General features: G+C 43.3%; 23 protein-coding genes and 1 tRNA gene. 14 read left to right on the top strand and 10 right to left on the bottom strand.

Annotated elements, in window-relative coordinates; all coding sequences use genetic code 11:
- Positions 1-13: 13 nt before the first annotated feature.
- A complete protein-coding gene (locus AC4MRV_RS08950; protein ID WP_491187080.1) occupies positions 14-928 on the bottom strand; it encodes a TIGR01777 family oxidoreductase in 915 nt (304 codons plus the stop codon).
- Between the two features lie 242 nt (positions 929-1,170).
- Here AC4MRV_RS08950 and AC4MRV_RS08955 point away from each other — a divergent pair, with 242 nt between their 5' ends.
- Genes AC4MRV_RS08955 through yfcE form a run of 5 tightly spaced genes read left to right on the top strand, consistent with a single transcriptional unit; the run spans position 1,171 to position 4,034 of the window.
- Positions 1,171-1,905 (top strand): DUF1538 family protein, encoded by a 735-nt coding sequence (locus tag AC4MRV_RS08955; RefSeq protein WP_491187081.1) that lies wholly within the window; start codon positions 1,171-1,173, stop codon positions 1,903-1,905.
- On the top strand, positions 1,902-2,696 hold the full coding sequence (locus tag AC4MRV_RS08960; protein WP_491187082.1) for a DUF1538 domain-containing protein: 795 nt from the start codon (positions 1,902-1,904) through the stop codon (positions 2,694-2,696). The genes AC4MRV_RS08955 and AC4MRV_RS08960 overlap by 4 nt, the downstream gene beginning before the upstream one ends.
- Positions 2,686-3,036, top strand: coding sequence for a P-II family nitrogen regulator (locus AC4MRV_RS08965; RefSeq protein ID WP_491187083.1), 351 nt, complete (start codon positions 2,686-2,688; stop codon positions 3,034-3,036). Before AC4MRV_RS08960 ends, AC4MRV_RS08965 begins: the two co-directional genes overlap by 11 nt.
- A complete protein-coding gene (locus AC4MRV_RS08970; protein ID WP_491187084.1) occupies positions 3,033-3,446 on the top strand; it encodes a CBS domain-containing protein in 414 nt (137 codons plus the stop codon). Before AC4MRV_RS08965 ends, AC4MRV_RS08970 begins: the two co-directional genes overlap by 4 nt.
- 39 nt (positions 3,447-3,485) lie before the next feature.
- A complete protein-coding gene (gene yfcE / locus AC4MRV_RS08975; RefSeq protein WP_491187085.1) occupies positions 3,486-4,034 on the top strand; it encodes a phosphodiesterase in 549 nt (182 codons plus the stop codon).
- A gap of 26 nt (positions 4,035-4,060) precedes the next feature.
- Here yfcE and AC4MRV_RS08980 read toward each other — a convergent pair whose 3' ends face one another.
- The 4 genes from AC4MRV_RS08980 to AC4MRV_RS08995 are packed head-to-tail and all read right to left on the bottom strand — an operon-like array spanning position 4,061 to position 6,542.
- Positions 4,061-4,339, bottom strand: a complete 279-nt coding sequence (locus AC4MRV_RS08980) for an Rdx family protein (protein ID WP_491187086.1) — start codon at positions 4,337-4,339, stop codon at positions 4,061-4,063.
- Positions 4,340-4,351: 12 nt separating this feature from the next.
- The gene (locus tag AC4MRV_RS08985) at positions 4,352-5,107 is read right to left on the bottom strand and encodes a sulfite exporter TauE/SafE family protein (protein ID WP_491187087.1); all 756 of its coding nucleotides are present in this window, start codon (positions 5,105-5,107) and stop codon (positions 4,352-4,354) included.
- A gap of 38 nt (positions 5,108-5,145) precedes the next feature.
- The gene (locus tag AC4MRV_RS08990; RefSeq protein WP_491187088.1) at positions 5,146-5,670 is read right to left on the bottom strand and encodes a regulatory protein ToxS; all 525 of its coding nucleotides are present in this window, start codon (positions 5,668-5,670) and stop codon (positions 5,146-5,148) included.
- 11 nt (positions 5,671-5,681) lie between these two features.
- A complete protein-coding gene (locus tag AC4MRV_RS08995) occupies positions 5,682-6,542 on the bottom strand; it encodes a winged helix-turn-helix domain-containing protein (RefSeq protein WP_491187089.1) in 861 nt (286 codons plus the stop codon).
- A gap of 262 nt (positions 6,543-6,804) precedes the next feature.
- On the opposite strand from AC4MRV_RS08995, the gene htpG reads away from it, so the two are divergent.
- The 4 genes from htpG to AC4MRV_RS09015 all read left to right on the top strand — a co-directional run bounded on the left by htpG (position 6,805) and on the right by AC4MRV_RS09015 (position 11,907).
- On the top strand, positions 6,805-8,709 hold the full coding sequence (gene htpG / locus AC4MRV_RS09000) for a molecular chaperone HtpG (RefSeq protein WP_491187090.1): 1,905 nt from the start codon (positions 6,805-6,807) through the stop codon (positions 8,707-8,709).
- Between the two features lie 307 nt (positions 8,710-9,016).
- A complete protein-coding gene (gene adk / locus AC4MRV_RS09005) occupies positions 9,017-9,661 on the top strand; it encodes an adenylate kinase (RefSeq protein ID WP_491187091.1) in 645 nt (214 codons plus the stop codon).
- Between the two features lie 129 nt (positions 9,662-9,790).
- A complete protein-coding gene (gene hemH / locus AC4MRV_RS09010) occupies positions 9,791-10,747 on the top strand; it encodes a ferrochelatase (protein ID WP_491187092.1) in 957 nt (318 codons plus the stop codon).
- A gap of 464 nt (positions 10,748-11,211) precedes the next feature.
- Positions 11,212-11,907 carry an oligogalacturonate-specific porin KdgM family protein gene (locus tag AC4MRV_RS09015; RefSeq protein ID WP_491187093.1) on the top strand — a complete coding sequence of 232 codons (696 nt, stop codon included), beginning with the start codon at positions 11,212-11,214 and terminating at the stop codon, positions 11,905-11,907.
- Positions 11,908-11,968: 61 nt separating this feature from the next.
- Here AC4MRV_RS09015 and AC4MRV_RS09020 read toward each other — a convergent pair whose 3' ends face one another.
- Positions 11,969-12,412, bottom strand: coding sequence for a DUF411 domain-containing protein (locus AC4MRV_RS09020; RefSeq protein WP_491187094.1), 444 nt, complete (start codon positions 12,410-12,412; stop codon positions 11,969-11,971).
- Positions 12,413-12,420: 8 nt separating this feature from the next.
- The gene (locus tag AC4MRV_RS09025; protein ID WP_491187095.1) at positions 12,421-15,126 is read right to left on the bottom strand and encodes a heavy metal translocating P-type ATPase; all 2,706 of its coding nucleotides are present in this window, start codon (positions 15,124-15,126) and stop codon (positions 12,421-12,423) included.
- A 485-nt stretch (positions 15,127-15,611) separates the two neighbouring features.
- Here AC4MRV_RS09025 and AC4MRV_RS09030 point away from each other — a divergent pair, with 485 nt between their 5' ends.
- The 5 genes from AC4MRV_RS09030 (at position 15,612) to AC4MRV_RS09050 (ending at position 21,558) form a co-directional block, all read left to right on the top strand.
- Positions 15,612-16,688: a porin gene (locus tag AC4MRV_RS09030; RefSeq protein WP_491187096.1), complete on the top strand. Its 1,077-nt coding sequence runs from the start codon at positions 15,612-15,614 to the stop codon at positions 16,686-16,688.
- Between the two features lie 71 nt (positions 16,689-16,759).
- Entirely contained in the window at positions 16,760-17,398 is a 639-nt protein-coding gene (locus AC4MRV_RS09035; protein ID WP_491187097.1) for a DUF2057 family protein, read from the top strand.
- 93 nt (positions 17,399-17,491) lie between these two features.
- The gene (gltX, locus tag AC4MRV_RS09040; RefSeq protein ID WP_491187098.1) at positions 17,492-18,919 is read left to right on the top strand and encodes a glutamate--tRNA ligase; all 1,428 of its coding nucleotides are present in this window, start codon (positions 17,492-17,494) and stop codon (positions 18,917-18,919) included.
- Between the two features lie 471 nt (positions 18,920-19,390).
- Positions 19,391-20,362 (top strand): OmpA family protein, encoded by a 972-nt coding sequence (locus AC4MRV_RS09045; protein ID WP_491187099.1) that lies wholly within the window; start codon positions 19,391-19,393, stop codon positions 20,360-20,362.
- Positions 20,363-20,589: 227 nt separating this feature from the next.
- Entirely contained in the window at positions 20,590-21,558 is a 969-nt protein-coding gene (locus tag AC4MRV_RS09050; RefSeq protein WP_491187100.1) for an OmpA family protein, read from the top strand.
- A 48-nt stretch (positions 21,559-21,606) separates the two neighbouring features.
- On the opposite strand, the gene AC4MRV_RS09055 is transcribed toward AC4MRV_RS09050, so the two are convergent.
- From AC4MRV_RS09055 to AC4MRV_RS09065, 3 genes are all read right to left on the bottom strand, one after another.
- Positions 21,607-22,113: a Fe3+-citrate ABC transporter substrate-binding protein gene (locus AC4MRV_RS09055; RefSeq protein WP_491187101.1), complete on the bottom strand. Its 507-nt coding sequence runs from the start codon at positions 22,111-22,113 to the stop codon at positions 21,607-21,609.
- Between the two features lie 111 nt (positions 22,114-22,224).
- Positions 22,225-22,301: transfer RNA gene (locus AC4MRV_RS09060), tRNA-Arg, on the bottom strand.
- 51 nt (positions 22,302-22,352) lie between these two features.
- Positions 22,353-23,486 (bottom strand): flagellar assembly protein FlgT, encoded by a 1,134-nt coding sequence (locus AC4MRV_RS09065; RefSeq protein ID WP_491187102.1) that lies wholly within the window; start codon positions 23,484-23,486, stop codon positions 22,353-22,355.
- Between the last annotated feature and the right edge of the window lie 23 nt (positions 23,487-23,509).

Genomic DNA, 23,509 nt, shown 5'->3' on the forward strand with positions numbered 1-23,509 from the left:
CTAGAGTAAAAGATTATTCATGATGTTGTAACAAGTTTTTTAAGGCAGGCTCTATACGAGAGTAGCTGAATCGAAAACCTAACTCTGTGAGTTTCTTTGGCTTTGCACGGATGCTATCGAATAAGAGTATAGAACTTTCCCCCATCGCAAGTTTTAAGGCCCATTTAGGTGTGAAAAGCAGATGAGGCCTACGAAGGGATTTGGCTAACGTTTGGCTAAATTGTTTATTCGTAACAGGATGAGGAGCGCACAAGTTAAATTCACCATGAGCGTGCTCTGTTTCCAGTAGGTAGACGATGGCTCTCACCATGTCGAGCATATGAATCCAGGGCATATATTGCTTACCGCTTCCGATTGGTCCGCCCAGTCCGCACTTGTATGGCAATAACATCTTGTTTAACGCGCCTCCATCGGGAGCAAGGACGATGCCTGTACGAAGGATACATACGCGAGTTGACTCAGAACGGGCACGATTAGCGATATTCTCCCATTTTGCACATACGTGATGTGGGAATCCTTCGTGATGAACATGCAGTGCTTCGTCAAATGGGTGCTCTTGTTGGTCACCGTAATAACCTACTGCGGAACCACTAATAAAGACAGAAGGTGGTGAAGTACTCGCATGGATGAGATCGACGATTTTCTCGGTTAGCTTCCAGCGACTGTCACAAATCTCTTTTTTCTGTTTTTTACTCCAACGCTTATCGGCAATCGGCTCTCCTGCAAGGTTTATTACTGCATCAAATTCGTTCAAATCGTGAAACTGTTCGAGATCAGAAATGTACGAGACGTTTCCCATATCTGCATAATAAATAATGGATTTCGCATTTGTAGGGGAGCGCGTAAGTAGCGTGACATCGTGAGTCGTGAAGTGTTTGAGTAGCTCTCTACCAATAAAGCCAGTACCACCCGTTAACAGTATCTTCATTAATCTCTCCTCTTCCTCCTACGATCTCTATAGGAACACCAATATGATAGGTAATGCTAATAATTATAGCGAGTTAGCCTCAAATAGGATCACTATTTGTTTATGAGCTATGATTATCACAAAATTAACATTTTGTTACGTTTTGTTGGTTTGGCGCAACGAATGTCACATCACGAGGGGATTTGGTTTGTCATCATAAGCGTGTTGACTAGGTCAGTCGCCCATCATTACAAGGACGCAGAATGGAAGCAATGACTGCGCTAATTAGAGCGTTTTTAGGAAGTTCACGGGATTTACTTCCCATTGTTGTCGTTATTGCATTCTTTCAGCTGGTGGTTCTCCAAGAGCCCCTGCCAAACTTATTGTCAATTCTATTTGGGTTGCTGCTAGTAGTTTGTGGTTTAACGCTATTTATCTTTGGCTTAGAGATGGGGCTTTTCCCTATTGGGGAGTCGATGGCACAAGCCTTCGCTCGTAAAGGTAGCGTTTTTTGGCTCATGCTTTTTGCCTTCTGCTTAGGTTTTGGAACGACAGTCGCAGAGCCTGCGTTAACTGCCGTTGCCGATGAAGCCGCCGAGGTGGCCGCAGAAGGGGGGATGATTGAGCATAGCCCAGATTCAATGGAGCAATATGCTAACGGGCTTCGCTTTACCGTAGCATTGTCGGTGGGCTTTGCCATTATGTTGGGGGTGTTGAGAATTCTCAAAGGGTGGTCAATTCAGTACATGATTATCGGCGGATATATTGGCGTCGTCGCTTTGACCATGTTTGCACCAGAGAGCATTATCGGTGTCGCCTATGACTCAGGAGGCGTGACGACATCTACGATTACAGTGCCCCTAGTGACGGCGCTTGGTGTTGGATTGGCCTCTGTGATTAAGGGGCGCAACCCCATGATTGATGGATTTGGCTTGATTGCCTTTGCTTCACTATTGCCGATGATGTTTGTGATGATATACGGAATGGTGATTGCATGATTGAGTGGACTCAGTTTAGTGACACTTTCATCGGAACAGTCAGGGATGTTTTCCCCATAGCCACAATCATATTTGGTTTTCAATTTGCTGTGTTACGTAAGCCCGTCAATAACCTAGCTAAAGTTTTATTGGGTTTTTTCTATGTGATTTTGGGGCTCTCTCTGTTTCTTATTGGGCTAGAAATGGCGCTATTCCCACTTGGTGAAACGATGGCTATTCAGCTTACCGCTCCTGAGTTTTTGTCCCAGTTTAAAATATCTGACACCTTAGAAATTAGTTGGCATGACTATTATTGGGTGTATCTATTTGCATTTTGTATCGGGTTTAGTACGACCATTGCTGAGCCATCGTTAATTGCGGTGGCAATCAAAGCCAATCAAGTTTCTGCTGGAGCCATCAGTGTTAATGGTCTTCGAATTGCGGTTGCGTTAGGTGTTGCGGTTGGGATTTCACTTGGTAGTTACCGCATTGTTGCTGGTGACCCAATTCATTACTACATCATAGCTGGCTACATTGTTGTCGTGATTCAAACGTTTTATGCGCCCAAATTTATTGTTCCGTTGGCTTATGACTCCGGTGGGGTGACGACGTCGACTGTAACCGTCCCACTCGTTGCTGCGTTGGGCCTTGGCTTAGCGTCTACTGTACCAGGACGAAGTCCGATGATTGATGGTTTTGGGTTGATTGCTTTTGCCAGCCTTTTCCCGATGATTTCCGTAATGGGCTATGCCCAGTTAACCCGCCGATTAGCTCAACGATCGGCGAAGGAGGATAGCGAAGATGCGCTTTAAACTGATTTTAGCTTTTGTCGAAGATAGTAAGACGGATCGAGTGCTGGATGCGGCTCGAAAGGCAGGAGCAACAGGAGCGACTGTGATTAATAACGCCAGAGGAGAGGGGCTAAATAAGAAGCGTACCTTCTTTGGTTTGACGCTAGAAGTTCAACGAGATGTGCTACTTTTTGTGGTCGAAGAGCATTTATCGAGACACATACTTGAAACCATCAATGAAGTTGGAGAGTTTGACCAGGAATCAGGCCAGGGAATTGCCGTTCAGATCGATGTGGAAGATGCGGTGGGGGTTGCGCATCAGGTAGAGCAATTAACCAAAGTGGTTGAGGATGAGTTATGAAAAATCATGAGAAGATTCGTGTCAGAGATGTCATGGCAAACACTTACGCTATGATAGATGGTCTAAGAACCGTCAGTGAAGGGATAGAGGTGGCAAGAGAACATCGTGTAAAAGCACTGGTGGTCAACAAACGTCACGAGGATGATGAGTTTGGTTTGGTGTTGATGAATGACATTGCAAAAAAAGTGTTAGCAATGAACCGCTCTGCTGAAAGGACGAACATCTATGAGATCATGACGAAGCCTGCTCTTAGCGTCTCACCAGATATGAATGTAAAGTATTGTGCGAGGTTGTTTGAACGTTTTGGTATCAGTCGAGCACCTGTCATTGAAAATGGAGAGGTAATTGGCATGGTCAGTTACAACAACATTGTTATTAACGGCATGGCTAGGATGACTGACAATAGTTAATTACGTACAATGCCCTCATAAATATGAGGAGACAATGTTGTGAAACTATTTTTTGCCTCTGACTTGCATGGTTGCTTACCTGCTACAGAACGCACGCTGGCTGAGTTTGAACGCTCCGGTGCTGATTATCTTCTGCTTTTAGGGGATATTCTTAACCATGGTCCGCGAAACCCTGTTCCTGAAGGCTACAATCCACCTTTGGTGGCTGAAAATCTGAACAGATTTGCCGATAAAATCATTGCTGTGCGTGGAAACTGTGACAGTGAAGTCGATCAAATGCTGCTTGATTTTCCAATGATGATGGATTTCGCATGGGTGTTACTGGAATCGGGGCAACGATTATTCTTAACTCATGGCCACATTTATAATGCATCGAAACGACCAAAGTTAACAAGTGGTGATGTGATTGCCCACGGTCATAGCCATATTCCAGTCGCTGAGCTCGATGGAGAGCAATATATCTTCAACCCTGGTTCAGTCACTCTCCCAAGGAATGGTTATGCCGCTAGCTATGGACTATATGAGGACGGTGAACTCAAAGTGGTGGCATTTGACGGTAACGTGATTACATCTAAAGTTATCGAGTGAAGAAAGGGCAGCATTTGCTGCCTTTTTTATTTGCTATCCGAATGACCTAAATCTCTCTCAGGGTCAATGACGTCACGAACTTTCTGTTTTAAGACTTTCGCCTCAGGGAAGCCTCCATCTCGTTTCCTTTCCCAAATCATTACGCCGTTGCAATGTATTTCAAATCGCCCTCCAGTATCTGGGTGAAGGGATACAGTTTCGATTTCTTCACTGAAAGTGTGCAATAACTCTTGGGATAGCCACGTTGACCTCAGCATCCAATTACATTGACGACAATAAAAGATGTCAATAACCGCTTTATCCATAAAACCTCAAATCTAGAAAAGTAATTTTAAGCCAACAGCAAAGGTCAAGACCTCAAAGCAGACTTTGACCACTTGATTACTGTAACGCGTAGTTAAGTAGGCACCAAGGCTTCCCCCAGCGAAAGAACCTAGCAGTAGTATTGGTAGCCAAGGCCAGTATATCGGAGCCCCAGCTTGGTAGATGGCTACACCACCAATACCATTCCAGAATAAACCAACACAGATTAGCGTTAAAGCAACGGCTTGTTTGTAGCTATAACCAAACCAACGTACAAGAAATATGGTCATTAACAGTCCGGATCCTGCTGTAAGAGAGCCGTTAATCATGCCAATTATCATCAGCCCCAATCCGCCTATGATCCAACCCGGTAGATCCCTGTTAATTGGGGTTTCTTTTTGCCCAAGCTGTTTTTTTAGCCGAGAGTAGATACCGAGAGTTAAAATCATCAACCCAAGCAGCGTTTCTGCGATTTTGTCCGGGATAAGTAGAACGATATTCGCCCCAATGACAACCCCAACACTTCCGACGAGAATCAGGTAGATAGCGACGCCGTAGCTGAACGTGCGTTTTTTGAGATGGGTAAATGCTGCGCCCAACCCGAGCGCTACACTGGCGACCTTATGTGTTGCGAGAGCGACCGAGAAAGGAAGACCTAAAAAGATCAGTAACGGGAATTGCAGCAAGCCTGCACCGCCTCCTGAAAGAGAGGCTAGGGTATTCGATAAAAATGAGCCCAAGAAAAGGCCAAGGGAATTAATCCAGTCCATGGTTGTATTTAAAGGGGCGTCCTGCCCCTTATGTAAGATTAGTTAGAAAATAGCACTGTTGAACCGTGGCTTAAGCTCGTTAAAAGTAGGGTTTTACTGTTAACGATGTCAATACGTCGACTTTGTTGAGCGTCCATTTTAAACAGTTGCGTAATCAGTTCGAGTTGGGCGGTAGTAAACTCTTTGCTCTGTGCTGAAGAAATATCTTTAAACTCTAAAGGAGAGACTAGTAAGTAGTTATCGCTGATGTCCCAGTCACCGGTTTCTGAAATATTGATGACAACATCATTTTCCTCACGATCTGCATCGTCTGCGAATAAGCGAACGGTAGAAACGCGAATGTAAGTCTTGTTTGGTAGATATTTTACGTTGGATACAACATCAGCTTTGCGTAATGGTCCGACAGACTCTTCTTGCATTGGCGCAGCGATGACGGTCACCATCTTCGACTGCCATTCTTTTGAAGTTAATACCTGTTCTACTTTGAGGTCACTGCCCCAATAAAGCCAGCTGCTAAATAGAGCGGAAACAACAAGGAGGCCTGCGGCTAATTTTTGATTCATAGTCATAGTTCCTATTGGCAGACCTTACCGAGATCTTTTTGTTCAGCGAAAATACGCAACGTGATGTTTTCGCCAGATTGGCTTAGAGAGTGGATGTAATTCAGCACTAACTGATTATTCTGACCACCTGTTGCTATCACTTCAATAGGGGCTAGCTCTCCGGTATGAGTTTCATTATATTTTTTCACGCATTGTTCAATTGATGGATACCAACTGGACAAGTCAGGGTGATTAATTGGAGTTTTAATAATGGTGTTATCGAACTCTGCAATCTGACGGAACTTAGACTCTGCAGGGTTAGTAAAGAGCAACACACAGATTGGCAAGAAAAGCGCTATTGCCAAGAGCACTCGAGATAGCACTTTGTTTGTTTTGACAGGGTTAGTAGATAGCGAAGCAGGTGCAGTTACAGTTTCTTCTACAATCTCAATAGAAGCTTTAGGAGTCGATTCTTCCACCAACTCGATACTCACTTCCGTCGTATCGTTAGACGTTTCTTCAATATCATTATCACCACTCATCAACGGCGTTGTGCGTTCAACACTAGCGATGAGTTGATAGCCACGCTTTGGTACAGTCTTAACGTATTGAGGAGACTTAGTTGAGTCTTTTAGCAGTTTACGCAGTGTAGAAATAGCTTGAGTTAAGCTTGAGTCGTCTACTTCAAAGCCTTGTTTACGCCATACAAAGTCATGCAGTTCATTGCGAGAGACTACTTCACTTGGCTTTTCACACAGTAGAAGTAGGATTCGGCTTTCATTACTGCCTAAGCGAATCAGTTCATCTTCACATTCTCTATCAATCAAAGAGTTCGTGTTTGGATCGAAAGTAAATCGGTTCGCTAGATTAAACTTAGTACCTATATTGCTCATCAATTTCGGCCATTGTTATTGAAGTTTCGGTGAATTTTCACAGCGATAGATCGTTGTGGCAGTCGTAATTATGACTGATTTTTAGTTTTTTTGATTTTTTCGGGGTACAAGGATAGTCAAACTTGAGACAAAAAAACACTGTTTTTATGTGTTTTGACCTTGAATTTACATTTGTCACCCTCATGTTAACTTGCAGATTATCTTTGTCATAACCTCGTATCATTCTAAGAGGTTTGATTGGTATAGGTGCAATGGAGCGAACATGAGCGAAACAGCAACACAAAACAAAGAAACTCGTGGTTTTCAATCTGAAGTTAAACAGTTACTTCACCTGATGATTCACTCTCTTTACTCGAATAAAGAGATTTTCCTACGTGAGTTGATTTCAAACGCATCAGATGCGTCAGACAAACTGCGTTTTCAAGCGCTATCAAATTCAGAGTTGTATCAAGGAGATGCAGACTTAGGCGTCAAGCTTGCTTTTGATGAAGCAGCAAACACTCTAACGATCTCTGACAACGGAATCGGCATGAGCCGTGAAGACGTTATTGAGCACCTAGGTACTATTGCTAAATCGGGTACTGCGGACTTCTTCTCGAAATTGTCTGAAGACCAATCTAAAGATTCTCAACTGATCGGCCAATTTGGTGTTGGTTTCTACTCTGCCTTCATTGTGGCAGATGCTGTGACCGTCCGTACTCGTGCAGCGGGTTTAACGCCTGAGCAAGGTGTGCAATGGCACTCTGCTGGCGAAGGTGAGTACACAATTGAAGATATCAACAAAGAGTCACGTGGTACTGATATCATTCTTCATATGCGTGAAGAAGGCAAAGAGTTCCTGAATGAGTGGCGTCTGCGTGAAGTGATCAGCAAATACTCTGATCACATCGGTATTCCAGTGTCGATTCAAACAGCGGTGCGTGATGATGAAGGCAAAGAAACTGGCGAGAAAAAGTGGGAGCAAATCAACAAGGCGCAAGCACTTTGGACTCGCAACAAATCAGACATCACCGAAGAAGAGTACCAAGAGTTCTACAAGCACGTTTCGCATGACTTCGCTGATCCTCTAGTTTGGAGTCACAACCGTGTAGAAGGTAAGAACGACTACACAAGCCTACTTTACATTCCGTCTCAAGCGCCTTGGGATATGATGAACCGTGACCACAAATCAGGTCTAAAACTCTATGTGCAGCGTGTATTCATCATGGATGATGCTGAGCAGTTTATGCCATCTTACCTACGTTTCGTTCGTGGCTTAATAGATTCAAACGATCTACCGTTGAATGTTTCTCGTGAAATCTTGCAAGACAACAAGGTGACTCAGTCGCTACGTGGTGCTTGTACTAAGCGCGTTCTGACTATGCTAGAGCGCATGGCTAAGAATGATGAAGAGAAATATCAAACGTTCTGGAAGCAGTTTGGCCTAGTAATGAAAGAAGGTCCTGCTGAAGACATGAGCAACAAAGAAAAAATTGCAGGTCTTCTACGCTTTGCTTCGACAGAAGTGGATTCTGCAGATCAAACTGTGGCTCTAGCGTCTTATGTTGAGCGTATGAAAGAAGGTCAAGATAAGATCTACTACCTAACAGCAGACAGCTACGCAGCCGCGAAAAACAGCCCTCACCTAGAGCAATTCAAAGCGAAAGGTATTGAAGTTGTTCTCATGTACGATCGCATCGATGAGTACGTAATGAACTACCTAACGGAGTTTGATGGTAAGCAATTCCAGTCAATCACCAAAGCGGGCTTAGATCTTAGCAAGTTCGAAGACGAAGCAGAAAAAGAGAAGCAGAAAGAGACGGAAGAAGAGTTTAAGTCTGTGGTTGAGCGCACTAAAGAATACTTGGGTGACCGAGTAAAAGAAGTTCGCACAACGTTCAAGCTTGCTTCGACTCCTGCCGTTGTTGTAACGGATGATTTCGAAATGGGCACTCAGATGGCGAAGCTTCTAGAAGCGGCTGGCCAAGCGGCACCGGAAGTGAAGTACATTTTTGAAATTAACCCAGAGCATGCACTGGTTAAGCAGATGGCTGATGAGGCTGATGAAGAAGCCTTTGGCCGCTGGGTTGAAGTGCTACTTGGTCAAGCAATGCTAGCTGAGCGAGGCTCGATGGAAGATCCTTCTCAGTTCTTGGGTGCTATTAATAGCCTTTTGACTAAGGGCTAATAGACCAAAATGTTCGAAAAGCTCGCAATTTGCGGGCTTTTTGATTTATTTGCGCTAATCGTGAATAAAATGCTTATAAATTGCAGCTAAGTGTGAGTGTTTAAGCATTCTTTAGTCTAAATTCGCGCTTCGTCAGATTATTGTATGATAGAATGCAATCTTGAAACGAAGCTGACGGGCGTGTAATGTGCACGCCTGTTTTATTGTTAAACGTTTGACCCGTTATACCGAAACTTACCGTGAAGCATGACAAAGTCAGTCATAGTGAGCTTCGGTATAAATCATCATTATCTTAAGAGGATTCAACATGCGCATCATTCTTCTAGGTGCTCCAGGTGCAGGTAAAGGCACACAAGCTAATTTCATCATGGATAAATACGGTATTCCGCAAATCTCTACTGGTGACATGCTGCGTGCTGCTATCAAAGCAGGTACAGAGCTTGGTAAACAAGCTAAAGCTGTTATCGACGCTGGTCAGCTAGTTTCTGATGAAATCATCCTTGGTCTAATCAAAGAGCGCATCGCTCAAGATGACTGCGAAAAAGGTTTCCTATTAGATGGCTTCCCACGCACAATCCCTCAGGCTGATGGCTTAAAAGAGATGGGTGTTGACGTTGATTACGTTATCGAATTCGACGTGGCTGACGATGTGATCGTTGAGCGTATGGCTGGCCGTCGTGCTCACCTTCCTTCTGGTCGTACTTACCACGTTGTTTACAACCCGCCTAAAGTTGAAGGCAAAGATGACGTAACAGGTGAAGACCTAGTCGTTCGTGATGACGACAAAGAAGATACCGTACGTGCACGTCTAGGTGTATACCATGATCAAACGGCTCCTCTAATCAACTACTACGGTAAAGAAGCAGAAGCGGGCAACACTAAGTACCTTAAGTTTGACGGTACTAAGCAAGTTGCTGAAGTAAGTGCTGATATCGAGAAAGCACTAGCATAAATTGCTAACCGCGATTTTTGAAAATTTGTTATAGTAAAGCGACCTAATGAGGTCGCTTTTTTTTGCTTACAAGTTGATCTTTAACGATCTTCTTTACGTAAAGAACGAATTTAGTGTAGATAGGAAGTTATGCAGAATAATAAAAAACAGGGTGTACTACTGGTCAATTTAGGTACTCCAGACGAAGCCACAGCCCCTGCAGTTAAACGCTTTTTAAGTCAGTTTTTACACGATCAACGTGTTGTCGATATGACGCGCTGGTTGTGGTGTCCTATTCTACATGGCGCTATTTTGCCAATCAGGTCACCTAAAGTTGCTAAACTCTACCAAACAGTATGGATGGAAGACGGCTCACCTTTGATGGTGTATTCCAAGCGTCAGGCTGACAAATTAGAAAAGAAGTTGGAGATGCCTGTCGAGTTAGGAATGACTTATGGTAATCCAAGTTTGTTATCTGGCGTTGAGTCATTGCTTGCTAAAGGCGTTGAAGAAATCATTGTATTGCCTTTGTACCCTCAATATTCAGGGACGACTACCGCGGCGGTTGCTGATGGTTTAGCTAAAGCATTTAAGCAAGTTCCGGTTCTGCCAAGCTTCCAACTTATCAGTGACTACCACGACCATCCTCTTTACATTAAAGCTTTGGCTGAGAGCGTGAAGCGATCTTGGGAGAAAAATGGCAAGGGAGATTATCTTCTTTGTTCTTATCACGGTATTCCAAAACGTTATGCCGATAATGGCGATATTTATCCTCAGCATTGTGAGCGCACGACAGAGCTACTCGGGAAAGAGTTAGGCTTAACCTCTGAACAAATAGGTATGACCTATCAGTCACGTTTTGGACGAGAAGAGTGGTTACAACCCTACACGGATAAGACATTAGAGAAGCTTCCAGCCAAAGGTGTTAAGAAACTCGATATCATGGCGCCAGCATTTTCTTCCGATTGCTTAGAAACACTCGAAGAGATTTCGGAACAGTGCTTGGAGATTTTTACTGAGCATGGTGGTGAGAGCTTCACTTATATTCCATGCCTAAATGATGATGATCGACATATTGAGATGATGTTAGATTTAGTCTCACGCTAACCACACTGTTATCAACTAGAAGCTGCCTAAAGGCAGCTTTTTTCGTTATTGAGTCGTCTAGTCACGTTGAAATGTCTATCTAAGTTCAAATTAACGCGCCAATTCACTTATTGATAGGTGTGATTATTTAGTGATCGAGATCGAATTATTATTATTGAAAATTAAGTGAAAGCTAAATCTTGTGTGAAGTAGATAACGGATCTTGAGCCGTAACTGCCTAAACGCGTGACCCTAATCACTATAGGTTTATTTAGGTATTTTTAAGTAACTGAATTATAGGTGTTAAATAAGGTTTTTCTTTTTGATAGTGAAGCTGGTCGCACAAAGTTTTGATTTATTTTTTATCGTAAATTAAATCCGTCAAGATACAAATCAAGCCAGGGAGGCAACTCTTCTTTGCGGTCAGTGGTGAAGAATTACCAGATAAGAGCCGCGGCTAATTTTTATGATTAAGGCAGATTACAATGAAAAAACTATTTACTCTTAGCGCACTTTCTCTTGCTTTCGCTTCAACTGCATTCGCGGGTTCTTCATACGTAACAGGTAACGTACAATTTCATTCAGACGACCTACATGGTTCAGATGTCACTTCAACGCTAGAAGCTGGTCATACGTTTGACAACTCGATTGGTGGTTTAACGGTTTATACTGAGTTTGATGGTATTCAATTAGGTGATCTATCAACAGAGCGCGAGACTATCGATACGCCAAATGGACCGGTAGTTTCTAACGGTAGCTCTTCAAGTGCGTATGTGACAATTGGTGGTGAGCAGTCGTACAACATCACTGATAATTTGTGGGTAGCAGCAGGTTACCAGCATCTATTATCTGAAGGTGAGAGTGTTCAATACCGCCCATTAGTTAAAATTGGCTACAACTTCGATAACGGTTTATCCATTAGCAACCGCACGCGTGCTCACATCGATGCAACAGATGCGGATAATGATACAGATTTTCGCATGGATAACCGTGTTGCTTACACGGTGAATGAAGAATTAGCGCTTAGCTACAACAACGTTTACATGATTGATGCATCTGTAATGGATCATGAGCTTCGTGCAACGTGGACTCGTAAAGGCGTCCAACCTTACTTTGAATACCGTAACCAAGCAGACAACGAAAACAATGCATTTGTTTTCGGCGCGTCTTACGGTTTCTAAACAATCCAGTACTGTCCATTAAGAATAAGCCCAGCGTGATTGCTGGGCTTTCGTTTGCGATTTATTTATTGCCGTTATAGTGACGATATTCAAATACTTGTCCTTTGTCGTTAAAGGCGTAGACAGAATACTCATCTTTTTCGTTTCCGTACTCCATGCCAGGAGAGCCCATCGGCATCCCTGGAACCGCCAATCCTTTAGCATTACGAGGAGGGTTTTCTAAAAAGGCTTTGATGTCGTCAGCTGGAATATGACCTTCAAACACATAGCCATTAATTTCTGCTGTATGGCATGACGCTAACTCAGGTGTGACGCCCAGTTTTTGTTTAATTGGATTCATGTTTTCATGCAGTTTTTCTTCAACAGTAAAGCCCGCATCTTGCATATGTTTAGTCCATTCGGTGCAGCAACCGCAGTAGGGAGACTTATGGTTGAGCACATCTGCTGCAAGGGCGTTGCTAGACATAAATGAGAGAGCTGTAAGAGCAAGTAGTTTTGTTTTCATAGTAACCTCTATGAGCGAGATGAAGTCTTAAATAATCTTAAGCGATTTGCATTGCTTACGACGGTAATAGAAGAGAGCGCCATTGCAGCCCCAGCAACTACAGGGCTAAGTAAAAAGCCAAATGCGGGGTACAACACTCCGGCCGCAATTGGGATGCCGAGCGAATTGTAGACAAAAGCACCGAATAGATTTTGTTTCATATTTCTTACCGTCGCCTTAGAAAGTTCAATAGCATTAACGACGGCCAGTGGTGACGAGTTGAGAAGAGTCATTTGGGCACTGTCAATGGCCACATCACTGCCGCTTCCCATCGCAATACCAATGTCAGCAAGGGCTAGAGCTGGCGCATCATTCACGCCGTCTCCTACCATAGCAACACGTTTACCTTGCTTCTGTAAATTTTCAATGTGCTGAGCTTTCTCATCAGGTAATACTTGAGAGATTACTTGTTTAATTCCTAACTTATTTGCTATGGCATTGGCGACGTGTTGATTATCTCCAGTAAGCATGACCGGCGTAATATGCATTTTTTCTAGAGCAGTAATAGCTTGTAATGCATCTTCTTTTATTGGATCAGAGACTGCGATCAGTCCAACGACTTGGCTATCTAATGCGATGATGATAGGTGTCCAGGCTTGCGACTGGCAAAGGGAGATCGAGCTGTTACATTCAGATAGATCCCAACCTTGTTGCTGAGCGAAGGAAAGTGATACGACATACAACTCTTCTCCATTCAATCGTGCAGAAACCCCTTTACCACGCAGATTTTCAAAGCTTTGAACTTCCTCGAATGACAAGTTCTTTAGCTTTGCTTCGTTAACGATGGCTTTAGCAAGTGGATGCTCGGAGTGGATCTCCACAGAGCTTGCTGTTGATAGTAACCACTCACTATCGTATTGAGTGGCAAATAGGTGCTGAACTTTGGGCTTTCCTTGGGTTAGCGTGCCAGTTTTATCGAACACAATCGTATCAATTTTGCTAGCAGATTGAAGAACATTGGCGTCTTTGATGAGGATTCCTAGCTCTGCCGCTTTACCTACTCCCACAGTTACGGAAAGTGGTGTTGCTAATCCCAGAGCACAAGGGCAGGCAATAATTAGTACGGTTGTCGCTACAACCAACATGTAGCTTGCTTTGGGAGTTGGACCGACCATAAACCAAATTAAGGCTGAAAGAATAGCGATAGCGACAACGACTGGCACGAAGACTGAGGATATTTGGTCTGCAAGTTTCGCAATTGCGGGCTTGCTACTTTGCGCTTCTCTTACTAGAGAGATAATGCGAGAGAGCATCGTACTACTGCCTACACTGGTCGCCTCGATAATAAGTGTGCCATCTTGGTTGATGGTGCCTGCAGAAACTGAACTGCTAGCCTCTTTGTAGCAAGGAATTGGTTCTCCCGTTAGCATAGACTCATCGACGTATGACTCTCCACTAAGTACAGCACCATCAACCGGGACTTTCTCTCCTGGTTTAATTCGCAGTTTCATACCAGTTGCAATGTCTTTGATTGAGATGGTTTCATCGCCACCGCTTGTGATGACTGTGGCTTCGTGCGGCTGTAGATTAATGAGCGATTGTAAAGATCGAGTCGTTTTAGCCTTCGCTTTTGCTTCTATATAGTGACCTAGAGAGATGAGACCAACGATCATCGCACTCGCTTCAAAATAAACGTGTCGAGATGCAGGTGGGAACCAACTTGGAAATAGGACCACGAGCATGGAAAACAGCCACGCAGATCCAGTACCAAGCGCGACCAGCGTGTCCATGGTTGCGCGTCGGTGTTTCAGGGCTTGCCATGCATTCGTAAAAAAGCTTTTACCCGCTGTAGCAAGTAATCCAAAACAGAGTAGGCCGATAAGCCCCCAGGCAATTTGATCTTGATTGCTGCGAATCATCATGTTGCCGCCTAGTACACCCCACAGCATTAAAGGTGCGCCTATAAGCATGCCTTGCCAAGCGTTTCTTTTATAGTGAGTTTGCAAGGCTTGTTGTTGTTCAAGTTGTTTTTGTTGTTGGATTTCTGGGTCTTCAATTTCTTCCGCTTTGTAACCTGCGTGATTGATTGCTGAAATTAATTGCTTTGAAAATGCTTCATTGCTTCGAGTCGAAACAACAAGCGCGCTTTGTTCCGCAAGGTTTATCTGAGCTTTAAAGACACCATTGACGCTCAATATCGCTTTTTCCACTGACGCGACACAGCTGGCACATGTCATCCCTTCGATTAAAAGCTGAGTGGTAAAGCGTTTTTCTTTATCGTCTAGCGAAACATTATCCGCAATGGGTTTGTTCACAGTAGCTGGTATTTCGTTTCTATCTGATTGCCTTTCTTGCCAACGTCTAGCCTGATAGCCAAGTTGTTCTACTAATTCAATTACATCAGAGAGAGTAAGAGCAGTATGTAAGGTCAGTTCGTTCTTACTGGCAGAAAAATCTGCAATGAGCGGGTGGTTGAAGAGTGTCTTTTCAAGCTTCGCTACACACTTAGTGCACTTGAGGCCACTTAACTCTAGGTGAAAGTGATGACCAGCACGGTAAGAAAGTGTTTCTATAGATTGATTGATTTCGCTAAATGAACTCTCGCTATCAAATATGATGTGCTTTGACGATAAATCAAGGATATTAGCTTGATGTTGTTCTACCAGAATCTTTTCAACTTTTCTGGCGCACCCCATACAGTTAAGACCGTCTAGTGGAATATTGAACTGGAACATAATTTTGCCTCAAAAACATCAATCTATTCTCAGCATAAACCTTACCTTTAGGACAAGGTCAAGCATTCATTTCCTGCATCATAAACGTCAAATTGGGTTCAAGCTGTGAAAGAGTTGACTTATTTTTATGCGAGCCATTTCAAAATATCATTCAGGTTTTTCTAAAGTTCCGTAAATCAATAAAAAACATGTGTGATCAAGCTTATGAAACCAAGCGGTTTATCGCTCATTTCTTAATGCGAATTCTAAATTGACGTTTTTGTGGTGGTTTTTTGTGTTTTTAAATTATTGTTTTTTAATGATTTTTGTTTATTTTTGTTTTTTGATTTTGAACTGGCTCAGACTATTTTTTCAATGATTTCTTGGCGCGAAAAAAGTTTGTCAACATGCCCCTGTCCATAAATAGTCCCCCTGCTAAATCAAGCGGTTAGCGAGAGAAGCAGGGGACAAGGAAAATAAAATTCTAATATATAGGGGTTAATCTTATGTCTCATTTCAAAAAGACTCTTCTAGGCGCAGTGATTGCAGCAACTACCATGGCCGCTGGTACTGCACATGCATATATGATTGGTGATCCAAACGATGCGAATGTAGAAGTGTATGGTGTTGTTTCTATCTCAGCAGTGGACTACAACGCTAAGAAATTTGATGCTACTGGTAAAGAAGTTGATGGTGACGGAGTGGTGCTAGAGAACGAATCTCGAGTTGGCTTCCGCGCAGCAAAAACAATGAACGACAACCTAGAAGCATTCATGCAAATCGAATCAGGTTGGGTATTGGATGAGGGTGCTGCCCTTGGTAACCGTGATACGTTTGTTGGCTTCCGTGGTGACGACTGGGGTTCAGTGCGTTTTGGTCGTATGTTAACGCCAATGTATGAATTGGTGGATTGGCCTTACTCTGCGTCGAACATGGGTACTACATTTGACCGTGGTTGGAGAGCGGGTGAGCGTTTTAACTTTGACCGTAAGAGCCAAATGGGACGTTATGACTCCCCGATGTTTGGTGACATGGTGAAATTTAGTCTAGCTGGTGGTAACGGTAGTTCAAACTCTGCTGACTCTATGTTTATCGGCGGTTCTGTTTCTGTTACTCCTATTGATCGACTAACACTGCATGCGGCGTTTGAAGCAGCGAATGAAACTGAGTTTGATACCGACCTACTAGGCGATACAAGCGCATTCTTCGGTGGTTTCCAATTCAACCTTATGGATAACTGGAACGTTGCGGGCGCATATAAAGCCGCAGGATTTGAAGCAGAAGAGAAAGGGGGCGCTTATGAAGAGCGCGATATCAACGCATTCTCTTTGCAAACTAACTACTTTATGGGTGATTTCAACTTCCGTTTAGGTTATGCAAACCAAACTGGTGACACAGACAGCAAGTCTGATGAAGAACTTGATTTTACTACCGTAACGGGTGAAGTCGGCTATTCAATGAATTCGGTTTACACATTCGTTCGTATCGCGCAGCATAGCGGTACATACCGTAGTGATACTGAGTTAGCCGGTAAAGAGTACGATGATCTCATGATTCGTATCGGTACTGAGTGGACATTCTAATAATTTAATTAAAACTTGGCGGACAATGTTGTCCGCCTTTTTCCGTTTGTGCTAGGTGGAGATAAATAGCGATGAAGAACAGTTTAGCTTTTCTATTGATGGCTTTTGTTAGTAGTTTGGTAAATGCGCAAGTAACGATTCAAACCGATAATCGCGTTGAGATTTTGGCCGTAAATCAGAATATTAACCAGATACCGAATCGTGGCAAAGGTGACTTAAAAATCGCTAACGGAGAAAACCAGTTGTTATTGAGAGTTACGGCTCTTGTCGATGGTAATGGTGGCAAAAGCAAATTTAATTCTCTGCCAATGGTGGTGAAGTTTACTGCAAGTGATGAAACCTTGAAGTTTGAAACGCCATTTGCGATTCGTGATGAGCGGGCAGTTCGTAATTTCGAGAAACAACCAAGCGTAAAAGTGACTCGTAACGGCAAAGATGTAGATGTCACAACGGACCTCATTTTTGATCAAACCTTTGCGCTGATAAAAGACTATGATGAAATGCTAGCAGGCTACAATCAAGCTGGTGGCAAAGCTGCGATTCAAGATAATACGGTTCGAAACAATGTGGTGTTAGATAAACAGTTAAACTCCAACTCGAGTTCGGCTAAGTTAGCACCGACAAGTGCACTGCAAAGTGATTTCTTGTCCATGTCGCCACAACAACGCCAAGAGTTTATCTCCTGGGCGGTAAAACATATCAACGATTGATTGTAGATTTGCATATCGGTGCTAAAATAACGCGCAATTTTAGCACCATGCCGTTGGCTTGGTGTGGTCATTTAGACAATCAAGGTATTTTACATGACGGTTAAAACTCGTTTTGCTCCTAGCCCTACTGGCTACCTTCACGTTGGTGGTGCACGTACTGCACTTTACTCTTGGCTTTTTGCTAAAAATCAAGGCGGCGAATTTGTTCTCCGTATCGAAGATACGGATCTAGAACGTAACTCTCAGGAAGCGGTTGATGCGATCCTAGAAGGTATGCAGTGGATGGGCTTAGAGTGGAATGAAGGTCCTTACTTCCAGTCTAAGCGCTTCGATCGTTACAACGAGATGGTTGATAAGCTACTTGCAGAAGACAAAGCATACAAATGTTACGCTTCTAAAGAGCTTCTAGACGAAATCCGTGCAGAGCAAGAAGCAGCAAAAGAGATGCCTCGTTACGATGCTAATCACCCAAAAATCGTTGCAGCTAATGCTGAAGCGAAAGAAGGTGATGCGTTTGTTATCCGCTTCCGTAACCCTAAAGAAGGTAGCGTAGTATTTGATGACCAAATCCGTGGTCGTATCGAAATCGCTAACAGCCAGCTAGATGACCTAATCATCCGTCGTACTGACGGCGCACCAACGTACAACTTCGTAGTAGTAGTAGATGACTGGGATATGGGCATCACACACGTTGTTCGTGGTGAAGACCACATCAACAACACGCCGCGTCAAATCAACATCTACGAAGCGCTAGGTGCACCAGTACCTACTTTTGCACACTGTGCAATGATTCTCGGTGATGACGGTGCGAAACTGTCTAAGCGTCACGGTGCAGTTTCGGTAATGCAGTACCGCGATGAAGGTTACCTACCAAATGCACTAAACAACTACCTAGTGCGTCTAGGTTGGTCTCACGGTGACCAAGAGATCTTCTCTCAAGAAGAGATGATCAACCTGTTCTCTCTAGATGCTGTGTCTAAGTCGGCGTCAGCATTTAACACTGAGAAACTACTTTGGTTGAACAACCACTACATCAAAACTTCTGCTCCTGAATACGTAGCGGAGTACCTACAGTGGCACCTAGATAACCAAAACCTAAATATTGAAAACGGCCCAGCGATCACCGAAGTGATCAAGCTTGTGGGTGAGCGTTGCAACACTCTTGTAGAACTGGCTGAGCAAATCCGCTACTTCTACGAAGATTTCTCTGAGTTTGAAGCTGGCGCGGCGAAGAAGCACCTACGTGGCGTGGCTAAAGGCCCATTAGAGCTTGCTCTTGCAAAAGCAGAAGCACTAGACGAGTGGACAATGGCAAACATCAAAGAAGGTGTGATTGCGGCTGTTTGTGAAGAGCTAGAAATCGGCATGGGTAAAATCGGTATGCCACTACGCGTTGCGGTAACCGGTGGCGGCCAGTCTCCTTCAGTTGATGCTGTTATGGAGTTGATTGGTAAAGAGCGCTGTGTAAGCCGTATCAAGATGGCACTTGATTTTATCGCTGAGCGCGAAGCTAACGCTTAATCATCCATAAAGGATAAGCATAAACCGCAGTAGAGATACTGCGGTTTTTTTATATTTGTCTCCTAGCAAGCAGAACAGCCACCTTTTACTCAAACTAGGACTTAAGAAGCGCCTTACACTAGAAAGTCTTACTTTTAAGACTTTTTATTCTGGACACTAATTATATGATTTGGTTCAACAAAAATCTCGCACAGACTCAGCCCTTTGCCTATATGGGCTCGCTGAATGTGCTAAAACTGCTCTGATTTTCTGTTAACCAGATGCTGACATTTCTCGCCTTTTTTCTCTTAGCAAAATGTTTATAGTGCCCTCCGTCGGTTACAAAGAATTACAAATATGTAGCGGCTAGGAAGGAATGTTCACAGTTGGAAGTGCATTAGGGTGCTCTGTCTCCATTCGAGTTTATATAAGCTTCAATGGAGATGAGCACCGAAGCTAACTCTTAACTAAATTGATTTTGAGGAATCAGAAATGAAAAAATTAGCAGCGGTAATTTCAGCGTCTTTATTATTAGCTTCTGCACCGTCGATGGCGGAGCTATACGTAGGTGCCAAAGCAGGTAAATCTTGGTTAGATGATGCTTGCACTTCAGCAACAGTGGACTGTGATACAGATTCATCTACCGCGGGTGCATTTGTCGGTTATGAAATGTGGGATTTCTTATCGATTGAAGCCGGATACGACTACCTTGGCCGCTTTGATGGTGAAGGCCTAGATAACGACAAAGTGGAAGCATATACACTGGCTCCAAAAGTAAACCTACCTATCACTGATGCCATTTCTTTGTACGGTAAATTTGGTGGCGCATTTGTCAACTACGGTAGTAAAGAAGATTACTCTTACATGGGTGCTGCGGGTATTGAGTTTGACTCCCATGAAAATGTGGCAGTGCGCCTTGAGTATCAAACCATTACAGACGCAAATAACGATCTAGTCCGCGCAGCAGGAAACAGCGCAACTTTAGGATTTGTGTACAAGTTCGGTAACAATGAAGAAGCGGTGGCTGAAGCTGTTGTTGAAGAAGAAATGGTAGAAGAAGTTATCGAGACTCCAGCAGAGCCTGTTGTTGTTACTAAAACGTTCGAAACTCAGCAGCTAGGTACAGGTAGCTTTAAGCTTAACAGCACTGAGTTGAACCAAGAAAGTGCCAACCAACTGGATGAATTAGTTGATTTTCTTAATACCTACCCGCAAGCGAACGTAGAAATTATTGGTTACACCGATACATCAGGTGCGGCTGAATACAATCAGGTTGTTTCTGAGAAGCGCGCACAGTCAGTTGCTGCGACATTAGAAGAAAAAGGCATCGATGCCTCTCGTATCACAGCGAAAGGTGAAGGCGAGAATAACCCAATTGCTTCTAACGAGACTCGTGAAGGTCGAGAGAAAAACCGTCGTGTCGAAGTTATTGTGCCTGAATTCGAATACCAAGTTCAGCAGTAATACAATTTAGGCTAAACATCAGTTATCAAAGCCTCAACTTCGGTTGAGGCTTTGTCTTATTTATGAGAAAACACTACGATTTGTGGCGATATTTTAATTTTATTGTTATTAGATTTGTACTAGTTATTAGATGAGGTATATTAATGACAGCTTGTACTGTAACTAATTGTTATTGTGTAAGGTATCAATTACGTATTTAAGAATTGCGTATCAATAAGGAAATAATAATGAAAAAGTTAGCAGCGGTAATTTCAACAACTCTTCTTGTCGCGTCTGCGTCAGCAAATGCTCAGTTTTACTTAGGGGCTAAAGCGGGGGTTTCTTGGTTAAACAACTTATGTACTTCATCTTCAAGTTCATGTGATGAAGATTCATGGGCATTGGGCTCTTTCCTAGGCTATGAAGTCGATGAGTTTGTGGCAATTGAAGGTGGTCTAGAAACTCTTGGTGAGACGACAGGTGCAGGTTACAAAGACGCTGGTCTTACCGCTTACACTATTGCTCCTCGTTTATCTTTCCCAATGAATGAAGATGTTGATTTATTCGTGAAAGCGGGTGCAGCATTCGTTAAATACGGTAACAAAGATGATGAAAACCTATTTGGTGCCGTTGGTTTGAATTACAGCCTATTCGAAAACATTGATATCCAAGCTGAATACCAGCACATTAATGATATCGATATTGATGTATCTAGTTTCCATGCTAATACGTTTACTCTTGGTTTCCGTACTAAGTTTGGTGGAAGCTCTGAGCCAACACCAGAGCCAGTTCAAGAAGAGCTAGTTGAAGAAACTGTTGTAGAAGAAGTGGTTGTAGTAACACCTGTAATCAAGTCTTTCAATACACAGGTTGTTGATTCAGGTAGTTTTGAACTAAACAGCTCTGAGCTTAAGCCTGAAAGCAAAGCAACACTAAACGAGCTTGTCGTATTTATGAATGAATACCCGCAAGCAAATGTCGAAGTTGTTGGTTACACCGATTCGACTGGTGCAGCAGCGTACAACCAAAAGCTTTCTGAGAAGCGTGCGAAAGCCGTTGCTGATGAACTAGAAGCTCAAGGTATTGACGCATCACGTATCACCGTAAGTGGTCAAGGTGAAAATAACCCTATCGCTTCAAACGATACGCACGAAGGTCGCGTTAAAAACCGTCGCGTAGAAATTACGGTTCCTGGTTTCGAGTACGAAGCTAAGTAACTTCTTGAGCAAGAATTGTAAAAGCCTTGGCGGATGCCAAGGCTTTTTTTATTTTAGGTCAATGCTGTTTAAGCGCCCCATAAATTCCAATATTTCAAGGTTATCTTTGTTTGCTTCAAGAAGCGCTTTTTTGGTTTTACTGTAAGCGGCTAAACGACCATGCTTCTTCACTGAACAAACAACACTTCGATAAATGAGCTTTCCATTGTCATCGTAGTTCCGCCAAGCTGCGATATAGCATTCATCTTTTGCGTCTGGCTGGGCTTTTGTTGGGCGAGGTTTGAAGATGATCTTGGGTTCTAACGAATGAGGAAGCCTCGTCATTAAGTAGGGATCTTTTAAAATCCTACGCCAGAATTTCCCCCACATTTCACTGCCAAGTTCATTGCGTAGTTTAATGGCTTTCTTTAGCCCTTTCTTTTCGCCAATACGGATGTAGCCAACCGAACGATGCAAAACTTTGTCATCAGGGGTATGAATGTGAATTTTAAAGGCTGTCTTGGCTTTCGATATGAAGCGATGACCAGTATTTGTGACTAAGTTGCTCTTTTTCATTTGGCGCTATCGATAACTTTGTTAATAGATATTTTAGATTAAACCTTGAGGTTGTTGAAGCTTAGAAATGAAAAAGGGCGGAAAGAGAAAAACTCTTTCCGCCCAAGTAACTGGCGCTCCCGACAGGATTCGAACCTGTGACCTATCCCTTAGGAGGGGATTGCGCTATCCAGCTGTGCCACGGGAGCGTATGACTATTCTAATAAACCGACGATTTATTTTCCAGCTAAGACGTTGATCTAAAGGAGCTTATGCATTACATCGCCAATCTGAATGCTGGTCGCCATTTCAGGTTGATCAACGATTAACTCTGCTTCATTTTCATAAACTCTGGATACCGTGAGAGTAATATTGGTTTCCGTTACCTTGTTTCTTGGTAAACCGCGTTGGTCGATAAAAGAGCCTGTATGCCATAGCTGCAGTTTATCTCCAGCCTCGACACCATGAATTCGACCTAGGTCCATCGTAATAGTGTTACCCCACTTAGCAACAACCTCAGGTAAAGTGATCTTACATGACACCTCAGATTCCAGGTCTAACATTATGTTGCGGCTGATTCTTAGCATCATGTCCCCATAGGTTGAGGTCCAGAAACGAGCACTTTTAGTATCAACTTGGCTTGTTTTGGGAAACGGCCAACGTGCCACTTCACGGTAGTTTCGGTTGTAAACTTCATTACCTGTTTTGCCATCAAAAATAGTCATCTCTAGTGCAAATTGGCGGTTGATGACATCGTCAGTCAATAAATTCTGTTCAATCGTAGCGGTTAAATCTGAGATCTTTCCGCCAATAATGTATTGCGCGCCTGTATCTTCAGCGATCATTTTTAAACGCTCAGGGTAGCGCTTATCAATTTCATAGTCGGTTGTACCTACTGAAACAAAGCTTTCAGATTCTTGATCAAGCTGACGGTTAATAACGTTAGCGAAATCATCTCCGATATTGTACACCTGACCCATTACGGCTTGCTGAGGAGACAGAAGATCAATGTTACCAACGAGGAAGGTTTTCTTGTATTGGTCAACGTGGCAACCTGTTGCCGAGGGGTAGATATCAATACGAGCTTTTACCACCATGACTCCGCGACGAGTCTTTTGTTCATCGACAATAATATAGCGAACCTCACTGTTACTGAATTGATACTCAGTACGGTCGCTTTCTAGCATAGGCCTTAAGTTAGATATACTACCAATATCGGCCCCGGAATACTTGAAGGCTTTATAGAGTGCGTCTTCTAACGCATGAACTCGCGCGACTTCCTCTGAAGATACGACGGTCGCCGTACCTGTTACTTCATACCACCCTGCGACAGCTTGTTGAGTTAATAGGCTGGCATTGAGGCCGGCAATAAGTAGAAGAAGTGTTCTTTTCATATCCGTTTACCAAGTTGGTTCGT

The organism is Vibrio sp., assembly GCF_984391705.1.